Annotated in this window: 11 protein-coding genes and 1 pseudogene; 6 read left to right on the forward strand and 6 right to left on the reverse strand. The window is 55.3% G+C overall.

What is annotated here, in order from left to right:
- Positions 1-180: 180 nt before the first annotated feature.
- A complete protein-coding gene (locus tag ACTH3D_RS10590; protein ID WP_441667050.1) occupies positions 181-567 on the reverse strand; it encodes a DUF4168 domain-containing protein in 387 nt (128 codons plus the stop codon).
- Between the two features lie 219 nt (positions 568-786).
- Here ACTH3D_RS10590 and ACTH3D_RS10595 point away from each other — a divergent pair, with 219 nt between their 5' ends.
- The 5 genes from ACTH3D_RS10595 (at position 787) to ACTH3D_RS10615 (ending at position 5668) form a co-directional block, all read left to right on the forward strand.
- Complete coding sequence (locus ACTH3D_RS10595; RefSeq protein WP_441667051.1) at positions 787-1710, forward strand: DMT family transporter; 924 nt, start codon at positions 787-789, stop codon at positions 1708-1710.
- Positions 1711-1810: 100 nt separating this feature from the next.
- Positions 1811-2500: a phosphate regulon transcriptional regulator PhoB gene (gene phoB, locus ACTH3D_RS10600; protein ID WP_441667052.1), complete on the forward strand. Its 690-nt coding sequence runs from the start codon at positions 1811-1813 to the stop codon at positions 2498-2500.
- Between the two features lie 12 nt (positions 2501-2512).
- Positions 2513-3823 carry a phosphate regulon sensor histidine kinase PhoR gene (gene phoR / locus ACTH3D_RS10605; protein WP_441667053.1) on the forward strand — a complete coding sequence of 437 codons (1311 nt, stop codon included), beginning with the start codon at positions 2513-2515 and terminating at the stop codon, positions 3821-3823.
- Positions 3824-3996: 173 nt separating this feature from the next.
- On the forward strand, positions 3997-5154 hold the full coding sequence (locus tag ACTH3D_RS10610) for a glycosyltransferase family 4 protein (RefSeq protein WP_441667054.1): 1158 nt from the start codon (positions 3997-3999) through the stop codon (positions 5152-5154).
- A complete protein-coding gene (locus ACTH3D_RS10615; RefSeq protein WP_441667055.1) occupies positions 5126-5668 on the forward strand; it encodes a phosphatase PAP2 family protein in 543 nt (180 codons plus the stop codon). Before ACTH3D_RS10610 ends, ACTH3D_RS10615 begins: the two co-directional genes overlap by 29 nt.
- A gap of 12 nt (positions 5669-5680) precedes the next feature.
- Here the strand turns inward: ACTH3D_RS10615 and ACTH3D_RS10620 are convergent.
- The 5 genes and pseudogenes from ACTH3D_RS10620 to ACTH3D_RS10640 form a co-directional block, all read right to left on the reverse strand.
- Positions 5681-5818, reverse strand: a pseudogene (locus ACTH3D_RS10620) (chromate transporter); the annotation flags it as partial.
- A gap of 30 nt (positions 5819-5848) precedes the next feature.
- A complete protein-coding gene (pstB, locus tag ACTH3D_RS10625; protein ID WP_441667064.1) occupies positions 5849-6658 on the reverse strand; it encodes a phosphate ABC transporter ATP-binding protein PstB in 810 nt (269 codons plus the stop codon).
- A 92-nt stretch (positions 6659-6750) separates the two neighbouring features.
- Complete coding sequence (pstA, locus tag ACTH3D_RS10630; protein ID WP_441667056.1) at positions 6751-7917, reverse strand: phosphate ABC transporter permease PstA; 1167 nt, start codon at positions 7915-7917, stop codon at positions 6751-6753.
- 17 nt (positions 7918-7934) lie between these two features.
- Positions 7935-9191, reverse strand: a complete 1257-nt coding sequence (gene pstC, locus ACTH3D_RS10635) for a phosphate ABC transporter permease subunit PstC (protein WP_441667058.1) — start codon at positions 9189-9191, stop codon at positions 7935-7937.
- Between the two features lie 112 nt (positions 9192-9303).
- Entirely contained in the window at positions 9304-10332 is a 1029-nt protein-coding gene (locus tag ACTH3D_RS10640) for a PstS family phosphate ABC transporter substrate-binding protein (RefSeq protein ID WP_441667060.1), read from the reverse strand.
- Positions 10333-10643: 311 nt separating this feature from the next.
- On the opposite strand from ACTH3D_RS10640, the gene phoU reads away from it, so the two are divergent.
- On the forward strand, positions 10644-11384 hold the full coding sequence (gene phoU / locus ACTH3D_RS10645; protein ID WP_441667062.1) for a phosphate signaling complex protein PhoU: 741 nt from the start codon (positions 10644-10646) through the stop codon (positions 11382-11384).
- The last annotated feature ends 108 nt before the right edge of the window (positions 11385-11492 follow it).

An 11492-nucleotide genomic window follows, 5' to 3' on the forward strand; every position in this document is an offset into this window, starting at 1 on the left:
CAAGGCCGTAAAGCTGCCCCTCGTCCACAGCAGGAAAGCGCGGGGATAAAAAAACGGAGGCCCGCCCAGGGCAGCCCTCCGTATATCGTTAATGAAACGTAGCGCAGATGCAACGCTCCAAGCAACAGGCGCAAGCCAGCTCGGCCCGCTTGCGCGCTAAGTAGCCCAAGAAACCCTGCCTTACTGAGCCTGAGCCATTTCCTGGACTTTCTTCAACAGCTCGGGATCACTCTGAATCGCCTCACCGATGCCATTGAAGGTTTCAACACTCATGTCCTGAGCCTCAACGGCCTGGACCATCTTGTCGTTGGCCTCCTGGCGTATCTGCTGCTGGGCTTCATCCCCGTCAGTATTCTGCAAACGTCCTGCATACTCCTGGTTGAGCATGGCAATTTCTTTAGAGGCATCAGCAAACTTCATCAGCTGCTGGTCTGAGAAACTGGATGCCTGCGCCTGCGTCTGAACTTCCCCACCGGCTGTAGCTGTATCCTGCTGCGCGTAGGCCACGCCACTCACAAGCCCAGTGCTAAGCAGGGCGGCGGCGAGAAAAGTGGTCAATCGTTGCATGCTACCTCCAGAAAAACATGGATATATCTGTATCGTGCAGCCTTTGTGATACTCAAAAGGCGGAAGGGTTCCATGACTTCGGATAACAAAGTGTACATTGCGCCTGAATATAAGCTGGATATTGGTAAGTCGTCGCCTACTCATGGAAAATTGAGCGTTACTCTGCCAACCCGAGATACCTCCCCGATATATTTACCCGCACGGAGCTTGCTTTTCCCTATGACACCGGCCTTTTTTCACAACAATAACCGCCACAACATCTGGCTGTACGCCATGCCGGTACTATTTGTGCTGCTGTGGAGTACCGGCTTCATCGGTGCTCGCTTCGGCCTGCCCTATGCCGAACCATTCACCTTTCTGCTGGTACGTTTCTTGCTGACCCTGGTCGTGCTGATCCCGCTGGTTTTTGTGCTGGGTAACAAATGGCCACGAGGTGCTGCCAGCTGGGGAAAGCTGGCTGTATCCGGCCTGCTCGTGCATGGCGCTTATCTGGGCGGGGTGTTCTACGCCATCGAACTGGGCATGCCGGCAGGGCTGGCTTCACTGCTGGTCGGACTACAGCCGCTACTGACCACAGCGCTGGCTGGCCCGATGCTCGGCGAGCGTGCCACCCCGCTACAGTGGCTGGGTCTGGTGCTGGGGCTTGTCGGGGTCGGCATGGTGCTGACCGGCACCCTTGATCCCGGCGAGCAGCTGTTTACGGGGTTTGGCACGGCCGCGCTGGCCTGGATCGGGGTAGCCCTGCTCGGTATCACCCTGGGCACTGTCTATCAGAAGCGTTACTGTCCTGGCCAGCCGCTACTGGGGGGTGCCGTGGCGCAGTATCTCGGTGCCGGTGTCGTGCTTAGTTTAGGTGCGCTGCTGTTCGAGACCGGCGAGATCCAGTGGTCCGTGAGCTTCGTCATGGCGCTGGTGTGGTTGGCCATGGGGCTGTCCATCGGTGCCATCCTGCTGCTGATGACACTGATTGAGCGTGGCGAAGCTTCGCGAGTCGCCAGCCTATTCTACCTGGTGCCACCGGCCACAGCACTTGAGGCCTGGTGGCTGTTTGATGAACGCCTGCCCTTACTGTCAGTGATCGGCATGGCCGTGACCATCGCCGGCGTGGTGTTGGTGGTACGCATGGGCCGGTCACGACCCTGACCTGCTAGTAGCCATCAGCACCTTGTCACACTACTGTCACAAAAAAATGTTGCTATCGTCATCAAACCGCATTACTTACGGCCTGGACATGGAGCCTGAAATGTCAGCAAAGACTGTTCTGATTGTCGATGATGAAGCACCGATTCGAGAAATGATCGCCCTGACGCTGGAGATGGCTGACTATCGTGTTCTGGAAGCAGATAACGCTCTAACAGCTCATGCACTGATCATTGATCAGCGCCCCGATCTGGTACTGCTTGATTGGATGATGCCAGGTACCAGTGGCATCGAGCTGACGCGCCGCCTCAAGCGTGACCCAATCACCGCCGGGCTTCCGATCATCATGCTGACGGCCAAGGGGGAGGAGGACAACAAGGTTCAGGGGCTGGAAGCCGGAGCCGATGACTACATCGCCAAGCCATTTTCTCCCCGTGAACTGATGGCACGTTTAAAAGCAGTACTGCGACGTGCCACACCGCATGGTATTGATGAGGTAGTGGAAGTGCAGGGTCTGGTGCTTGATCCTGTCAGTCATCGTGTCAGCAGTCATGACAAGCCGCTGGAACTTGGCCCTACCGAATACCGTCTGCTGCAGTTTTTTATGGCTCACCAGGAGCGCGTCCATACCCGTGGCCAGCTGCTTGATCAGGTCTGGGGTGGCAATGTCTATGTCGAAGAACGAACGGTCGATGTACACATCCGCCGATTGCGCAAGGCACTGGGCGAGCCCCATCAGCAGCTGATTCAGACCGTGCGTGGCACGGGCTATCGCTTCTCGGAAAAATACTGAGCCCGGCCCATCATGACACGACTTTGGCAACGAGAACTGGGCCACCTGGCCATTCTGTGCGCTCTTGGCGCACTGGCTGGCTGGCTGTTTTCTGCTGTAGGCGCAGGCATTGCTATCGGCTTGGGCAGCTATATTTTCTACCAGCTTCGCCAACTTTACGCACTGCATCATTGGCTGACCCAGCCCACCCACGACAAACCCCTCGTGGGTAATGGTGTTTGGGGTGCACTATTCGACCGCCTCGACCGTTACCAAAAGGTTCAGCAGGTCACTCAGCGGCGTCTGCGAGATACATTATCACGCATCAAGGACTCCTCAGAGGCCATGCGCGACAGCGTGGTCATGCTCGACAGGCAAGGCTATATAGAGTGGTGGAACAGTGCAGCAGAGCGCATGCTGGGGCTTGACTGCCTTCAGGGTCGGCGCCAGCACATTACCCGCCTGCTGAGCGATGAACGCTTCGTCGACTACTTTCATGCGCTGGATTATCGCGATCCTTTGACGCTGACCTCCCCCGTCAACGAGCAGCAGATCCTGCAGTGCCAGATTACCCTTTATGGCAATGATGAACGCCTGCTGATGGCGCGTGATATTACCCGCTTGCATCGTCTGGAGCAGGTGCGCCGTGACTTCGTCGCCAATGTCTCCCATGAGCTACGCACACCGCTCACTGTGCTGACTGGCTACTTGGAGCTCTATCAAGACATGACCGAGGTGCTGCCGCCAAGACTCGGGCGTGGCGTGACGCAAATGCAAAAGCAAACCGTGCGCATGCAGAACCTAGTCAATGACTTACTGATGCTGTCACGGCTGGAAAACAATGAGCGCAGCGGCACCGATACACGTATTAACCTTGCCAGCCTGCTGGAGACCGTTCGCCGTGACGCTGAGGCATTGTCCGATAGCCAGCAGCGTATCAGCCTGGAGATACACAGCACGCATGACCTCATGGGCTGCGAACAGGAACTGCATAGCGCCATATCCAACCTGGCCTTCAATGCCGTGCGCTACTCGGGACCGGGAAGCCACATTGTGCTGCGCTGGAGAACCCTGGGCCAAAGCGCATGTGTGGAAGTAGAAGACAACGGGGAAGGAATTGCCGCGGCACATATACCGCGACTTACCGAGCGTTTTTATCGCATAGACAAAGGCCGCAGCACCGCCACCGGCGGCACTGGACTTGGGCTTGCTATCGTCAAACACGTGTTGCTACGCCACGAAGCACAAATGGAGATCATTTCCCAGCTGGGGCAAGGTGCCACCTTTCGCTGCGTATTCCCTCAACAGCGCCTGATAAGCCCGCCTTCCACTGAGCGCGACTGACCGCCACTCTTGACGTTGCCAACGTGAATTGCCAGCGACATCGCTGGCAATTCATGCAGCGCCACTATGCACTTTCTGTCACCGTTCTACCATGAGAATGTCACCATCCTGTCATTGGGCCTCAATAGACTGAGGGATAATCGGTTTGGCCGACCAACGACAAGGAAAATCTCATGCGTATTTGTCTCGTCAGCGAAACTTGGCCGCCCGACATCAACGGTGTTGCTCACACCCTCAGCCACCTCACTAACCAACTGCACAGCCGCGGAATAATCCTGCAGCTAGTCCGACCTCGTCAGGCGGGCTATTCAAAAAAGCAGCTTGAAATACAGTCAGAACTGCTGGTGCGTGGCATAACACTTCCCGGCTACCGCGAAGTTCGCCTTGGTCTGCCCGCTCCGCGTCGTTTACTACGGTTATGGCAAGAGCAGCCACCCACGGTGGTCTACCTAGCAACACAGGGCCCTCTCGGCTGGTCAGCCCGCAGTATTGCCCAACGCCTGAACATTCCTGTGGTAGCAGGCTGGCACACCAACTTTGACCACTATTGCCATGACTATCATGTGCCCTGGCTAGCCCCAGCAGTGCTCAACATGCTGCGCCGCTTTCACAACGGCTGCACAGCGACACTCGCGCCAACTCAGGCCTTAACAACATCGCTAGCCGCACAAGGCTTTCAGCGATTGACGGTGATGGGGCGCGGCATCGATACCGAACAGTTTTCACCCCGCCAGCGTAGCTTACTATTGCGCGAAAAATGGGGTGTCGATAGCCACCAGCCTGTCGCCCTCTACGTAGGGCGCCTCGCGCCTGAAAAAAACCTCGCGTTACTTGAAGAAAGCTACCGCGTTTTACTCGACTCTCGCCCTGACATGGCGTTAGTCATCATCGGAGATGGGCCCGCGCGACAACGGCTCGAGCGCACGCTACCACATGCGCACTTCATCGGTTTCGTACCACACGAATCCCTGCCTTCTTATTATGCGAGCGCCGATCTATTTCTGTTTCCCTCGCTTTCTGAAACCTGGGGCAATGTGGTGCTAGAGGCCATGGCTAGCGGCCTAGCAGTGGTGGCCTTTAAGCATGCCGCAGCGGCAGAACTGATCGATCATGAACGTAATGGTTTGGCGATACCCCCAGGAGACAACGCCAGCTTCCACCATGCAGCTGTCACGCTCTGCCAACAACCCCAACGTTATACCCAGCTCGGTGACGCGGCGCGTCAACGTGCTCTTGAATACCGCTGGCCGGCTATCGCCGATACCTTTCTCAACGTTCTTCAACAGGCCCAGGAGAATCTCCATGAAAGCGCGCACCCTTGCAGCATTTGAGCGCCTTGACCTAATGGAATGGCGGCTCTGTCAGCGCATTGCTCATTTCAGCCTTTATCGCCCTTGGCTAGCCACATTACGTTTGGCCAGCAAGCTCGGTGACTGGCCCGTGTGGGTAGCCTTAATTGTTGCACAACCTTGGATACAGGAAACAGATGGTTTTACCTACCTTCTGCAGTACAGCATCACTGCACTATTAGCGATTGCAGTTTATCGATTCATTAAAACTCGGTTATGTCGCGAACGCCCCTTCATTACCTTTAACACAAGCATCTCTTGCTTGGAGCCTGCCCGTGACCGCTATAGTTTTCCTAGCGGCCACACCATGCACGCAGTGATGTTTTGCGTACTGACTGCCGCACATGCACCGCTACTCCTTCCCTGGATGATCCCTCTGGCGCTATTGATTGCCATGTCGCGTGTTGGTCTCGGCCTGCACTATGTCAGCGACGTTATCGCTGGCGGCATCATCGGCTACGCCTTCGCCGTCACCAGCCTTACACTGGCTGGATAAATCCAGTAGCCAAAGCGCCAACAAGTCGGCACAGTCTTGTCCAGAGAGCCAACGCTGCCGCGCGACAAACTCTGTACGAGAGTAGCCTAGATGCACCACTGGGCCACCAAATGAGGTCAGGCCCAGTAGTAAAAACGCCCAGAAAACGTCACTGTAAGCAGAACTAGCAGACGGCTTTTTTTAACCATAGCGACCCGTAATATAGTCTTCAGCCTTCTTGGTATGCGGCGTTGAAAACATTGCCTTGGTATCGTTATATTCGATCATTTCGCCTAAGTGAAAGAAGGCGGTGTAATCGGCGATTCGTGCTGCCTGCTGCATGTTGTGCGTTACCGTAATGATGGTATAACGACGCTTAAGCCTGTCCATCAAGTCTTCGATCGTCGCCGTAGAGATAGGATCCAGCGCTGACGTCGGCTCATCCATCAAAATCACTTCTGGTTGCACGGCAATAGCGCGCGCGATACACAGCCTCTGCTGTTGGCCACCGGAAAGTGACGTACCCGGCTGGTGCAACTTATCTTTGACCTCCTCCCACAGACCCGCATCACGCAGCGCGCTTTCTACCAATGCTTCCACATCGGCCTTGCGGCTAACGATATCGTGCATACGCGGCGCATAGGCAACATTCTCGAAGATCGACTTGGGAAACGGATTAGGCTTTTGAAACACCATGCCAACACGGCGGCGTAACGCGACTTCATCCATTTTCGAATCATTCACATCGCGGCCATCCATCTCGACCAGCCCTTTGATGCGAACGCCGGGAATCAGGTCATTCATGCGATTCAAACAGCGCAAGAATGTCGACTTTCCGCAGCCAGAAGGACCAATCAGCGCAGTAATTTTGTTTTGGTAGATATCCAGGCTGATAGACTTTAGCGCTTGGGACTCTCCGTACCAAAGATCCAGATCACGCACTCTCACACCAAGTGAGTGGTTGTCGCTAAGGTTACGATTCACCGGCTCACCGCTTGAAGGTCGGTTCATGGACGATAAACTCTTGTGTGATACAGGAATATTCAGGCTCATGTTCAGGTTCATGCTCGTTTGTCCTCTGTTTCACCACCTGCTGGCATGGGCTACCAGCGCCGCTCAAAACGCTTGCGAAGCACGACAGCGGTTGTATTCATCGTGATCAGTATTGCCAGCAAGACCAGAATGCCGCCTGAGGTCTTCTCGATGAAGGCGCGGCCCGGCTCTCCTGCCCAGGTGAATATCTGGGCAGGCATCACCGTGGCGGCATCGGTAAATGAGCTGCTGATGTCGGGAATGAACGCCACCATGCCGATGATGATCAACGGTGCGGTTTCACCCATGGCCTGAGCCAAACCAATAATCGCACCAGTCATGATGCCGGGCATCGCCAGCGGTAAGACATGGTCACGCACCACCTGCCAGCGCGAACAGCCAACGCCGAAGCCGGCATGACGAATCGAGTCCGGCACGCTGCGCAGCGCCGTGCGAGTAGAAATAATAATCACCGGCAATGTCATCAGCGCCAGCGTCAACCCGCCGACCAGCGGCGAAGAGCGCGGCACACCAAAAACGTTGATGAAGATCGCCAGACCCAGCAGGCCATACAGAATCGAGGGAATCGCCGCTAGGTTGTTGATATTGATCTCGACCAGCTGGGTCATGCGGTTATCCGGCGCAAACTCCTCCAGATAGATTGCCGTCATCACGCCAATCGGAAATGCCACCACCAGAGTAACTATCAGGGTCAGCACGGTCCCCACGGCGGCCGAGGCAATACCTGCAAGTTCCGGCATCTTGGAGTCGCCGCTGGTAAAGAAGCGTATGTTGAAGCGCAGCTCCGCTCGCCCCTCGGCCCGCAGCTGATCCACCAGCGCCTTGTTGCGCTCACTCAGTTTGCTGCGATGCCCTTTCAAGTACTGGTCTACCTGACTGTCAGCCAGCACCCACTCACTACGTGTGGAGCCCTGAAGCCCAGGGTTGTCTCGCATTCGAGAGGGAATCAGACGTAAATAACCGCGACTGACCAATGGCCGAATTTCCTCAGAAACCGCCGCCATCGGCATCTGGCTAGCTTGCTCGCTGTAGTCCACCTCAACATTTATTTGGGCCTGAGAGAAAGCTGGCAGCCCCTTGAGCAGCATGTCGGTGAAAAAGAACACCAAAAAAAGAGCAGCAAGACCCAGTGCCCCCATCGACATCCCTTTCAGCCAGCGTGTCTTGCGATGCCGCCGCCGAAGCTGAGCACTGATATCATCAAAAGAGTGTGTCATTTCAGTGATTCCTCGGCTTAAAGATTGCTAATCCGGTACTTTGCACGAAAACGGCGAATCATGATCACCGACACCAGGTTGAGCGTCAGCGTGACCACAAACAGCACTAGCCCCAAGGCAAAGGCAGACAGTGTCTCGGCGCTGGCAAACTCTTGATCCCCGGTTAGCGCAGCAACAATACGCACCGTTACTGTGGTCATGTTTTCTAGCGGATTAGCCGTCAGGTTGGGCAGCATGCCCGCCGCCATAACCACAATCATGGTTTCACCCAGCGCCCTGGAAACTGCCAGTAACGATGCAGAAATGATGCCCGGTAGTGCAGCAGGTACCACCACGTCCCAAATCGTTTCACCATGGGTCAAACCCAGTGCCAACGCACCTTGACGCATGCTGTCAGGCACCGAGCTGATGACGTCATCGGACAAGGAAGAAATGAAGGGAATGATCATGATGCCCATGACAATGCCCGGGGCCAGGGCGTTGTTGAAATCCGCTTTAAGGCCAAACACCTGAGCAGCAGCAACAATCAGTGGCGCGACAGTGATAGCAGCAAAGAAGCCATAGACCACAGTAGGTATGCCGGCCAATACTTCGAGCATCGGCTTAGCAATGCCGCGTATACGCGGCGTGGCAAATTCAGACATGTAAATTGCCGACAGAAGGCCAATCGGAATGGCCACCAACATGGCAATTGCCGTGACCATGAACGTACCGGCAAACAGCGGCAATGAGCCGAACTGGGCCGCACTGGCGCCCTCTTCTCCACGACCAGCAGCTTCAAGAAAGCTGGCTCCTGGATTCCAGACAGTGCCAGTAATGAAACCCCAGAAACCCTGCACCTGAAAGAAGCGCAGCGCTTCACCGATAATCGAAACCAATATACCCAGCGTGGTCAAAATCGAAATTAAAGTGGCACCCGCCAACATCCAGCGCACAAATACTTCAATAGCACGCCGCGCATGAAACTCGGGTTTGACCATAATAAGCCCGCACGCCAAGCCTAAGCAGGCCACGACAATACTGACCACTAACAACATGGCAACAGGGATCTCTGCCCCCATCAGCAACATGATAACTGCGCCAACCAAGCTGACTACTAGCGCAGGCGCGGCAGTGGACAATACACCAAACCAGCCATACTGATCTGGCTGGGCAGTCATTGGTGTTCCGCTAGTGCGTACCTTGGTGGCCTTAGCACGCGCCGTAAAGAAAGCGACCAGCCCTAGTGCCACTAACATGGCGCTGAACAGGGCAAGAAGTTGATCAGAGTGCATAGTTGTCTCTCGAAGTGATCATCCATAGATGACGCTTAAACCTGACTCTCTACGCCGCCAAGGACCGGCACTCATCGAGGTGCCGGTCCGCTTGACGCAGCGGCAATAGCGCTTAGTTCAGATCGCTCAATTCGAGTGCAGTACGGCTTTCAACTACGCCACGAGCTTCGCCACGCAGCTTCTCACCCGCCGGAATCAGGCCGATTCCTTTCAGGTAACCCAGCTCGCCCACCATCTGCTCGCTCATGAACAGATCAGCGTAGTCATACATGGCCGGCACATCATCGGCGTGTTGGTTTTTGATATAGAAAAACATCGAACGTGATACCGGGTATTCACCGCTACCAATCGCCTCAGGAGTCGGCGCCACCCCATCGATGCTTGAACCCTGCAGGCTATCGACATTCTCTTCGAGGAAAGAGTAGCCAAAGATGCCAAAGGCATTGGTGTTCTCGACAAGACGCCTGACTATCAGGTTATCGTTCTCCCCGGAGTCGATATAGGCACCGTCAGCGCGGATATCGGTGAATCCCTCACCGCCATAAGCACTCATCGACTCAGAGGCAGCTTCCATCACCAGCTCTTCAAAGGCATCCCGGGTACCAGAAGTCGTCGGCGGCCCATAAACAGCGATCTCACGATTCGGCAAGGAAGCGTCGATCTCATTCCATTTTTTATAAGGGTTGTCGACCAGCTCACCGTCTACCGGCACCTTGGCGGCCAGCGCCATAAAGAGCTGTTCACGCGTTACGTCCATGGCTGGGTTAGCGCCAGACTGGGCAAAGGCAATACCGTCGTAGCCAACAAAGGCTTCGGTAATATCGGTGACACCATTCTCTGCGCAACGCTCAAACTCGGAAGGCTTCATACGGCGAGACGCATTGCTGATGTCCGGAGTGCCCTCACCGACGCCGTTACAAAAAAGGCGCAAACCACCACCAGAGCCGGTGGACTCAATAACCGGTGTCGGGTAGTCGCTGATTGCACCGAACTCTTCGGCCACATAACTTGAGAACGGATACACCGTACTGGAACCTACGATACGGACCTGGTCACGGGCTTGAGCCACCCCAACAATACCGATAACGGCAGCAGCAATGGCAGTTGTCTTGATAGCGCGATTTCTTAAGGTACGGCTCATGGAAGGTGCTCCTTGATAAGAGAGAGGTTCGTCCTTTCGCGACACCGAAGATGCCCGACAAAGATGACAACCTCATGACAATCCCAAAAACCTATCGTCACGCTCTCTGAACACCCGTCACACTGCACGCCTTCTTCACATGCTTATCAGATAACCTGCTGTCACCTAGTGGTGCTTCCCCACGCCACCTGGTAACTGGAACGCAATATTCACCGAGCTTCATCAGACTGAAACATTGCACCGCTACCTTTTGACACTCACTGTGACGTGACCTTTTCATGTCGCCATGAGGCATCACTGGAGAACCATCGATGAGCATGACGGACGAACCCCGTAGTCAGCATATCTCCCGTCAATTCAGCCAGGAGCTGGAGGCGTTAAAAGCGCACCTGATGGACATGGGGGAACTGGTAGAAAAGCAGGTGCAGGATGCGACACGCTCGCTACTTGAAGCAGACACGGTGCTAGCTCAACAGGTGGTGGCTAACGACCGCCGCGTAAATGACATGCAGATCAGCATCGACGACGAATGCACTCTAGTGCTGTTGCGCCGTCAACCAGCGGCTACGGACCTACGCCTTGTGTTAGCAGTCACCCGCGCCACGTCGGATCTCGAGCGCATTGGCGACGAGGCCAGTAAGATTGCCCGCAACGCGCTGGAGCTGATCGACAAGAACTCAGGAAACCACGGTTTTGTCGAAGTACGGCTCATCAGCGAGCATGTGTGTCGGATGGTTCGCGATTCGCTAGCGTCGTTCACCCATTTAGATACCGACCTGGCCCTGAAAGTGGCCCGTGAAGATGAGGGTGTCGATAGCGAATACCGGGCTGCCATGCGCTCCCTCATGACGTTCATGATGGAAGATAGCCGTTCGATCTCCCCAATACTGAGCATCATGTGGATGCTGCGTTCCTTAGAGCGAGTTGGCGACCATGCCAGCAATCTGGCGGAATATGTAATCTACCTAGTCAAGGGTATGGATGTGCGCCACCAAGATATTGACGAAGTCGCCTGTCACATCAGGGCCGGTGAAAATGCCCAGCAAGACTGACCCACTGGCTCTGCCATGCTTTTTCATCTCTTTGTCTCACTCAGTATTAACGCTAAGGAACCGCTGCTCAATTCGGTTCTAAGCGGCTGAAGCGCTCAGAATGGTACT

It is taken from the genome of Halomonas sp. (assembly GCF_052095765.1).
Lineage (GTDB): Bacteria > Pseudomonadota > Gammaproteobacteria > Pseudomonadales > Halomonadaceae > Halomonas.

Bases quoted from the DNA above. Each gene is read 5' to 3' on its own strand.
- ACTH3D_RS10590 (WP_441667050.1), bottom strand. From the start codon at position 567: ATGCAACGATTGACCACTTTTCTCGCCGCCGCCCTGCTTAGCACTGGG.
- ACTH3D_RS10595 (WP_441667051.1), top strand. From the start codon at position 787: ATGACACCGGCCTTTTTTCACAACAATAACCGCCACAACATCTGGCTG.
- phoB (WP_441667052.1), top strand. From the start codon at position 1,811: ATGTCAGCAAAGACTGTTCTGATTGTCGATGATGAAGCACCGATTCGA.
- phoR (WP_441667053.1), top strand. From the start codon at position 2,513: ATGACACGACTTTGGCAACGAGAACTGGGCCACCTGGCCATTCTGTGC.
- ACTH3D_RS10610 (WP_441667054.1), top strand. From the start codon at position 3,997: ATGCGTATTTGTCTCGTCAGCGAAACTTGGCCGCCCGACATCAACGGT.
- ACTH3D_RS10615 (WP_441667055.1), top strand. From the start codon at position 5,126: ATGAAAGCGCGCACCCTTGCAGCATTTGAGCGCCTTGACCTAATGGAA.
- pstB (WP_441667064.1), bottom strand. From the start codon at position 6,658: ATGAACCGACCTTCAAGCGGTGAGCCGGTGAATCGTAACCTTAGCGAC.
- pstA (WP_441667056.1), bottom strand. From the start codon at position 7,917: ATGACACACTCTTTTGATGATATCAGTGCTCAGCTTCGGCGGCGGCAT.
- pstC (WP_441667058.1), bottom strand. From the start codon at position 9,191: ATGCACTCTGATCAACTTCTTGCCCTGTTCAGCGCCATGTTAGTGGCA.
- ACTH3D_RS10640 (WP_441667060.1), bottom strand. From the start codon at position 10,332: ATGAGCCGTACCTTAAGAAATCGCGCTATCAAGACAACTGCCATTGCT.
- phoU (WP_441667062.1), top strand. From the start codon at position 10,644: ATGAGCATGACGGACGAACCCCGTAGTCAGCATATCTCCCGTCAATTC.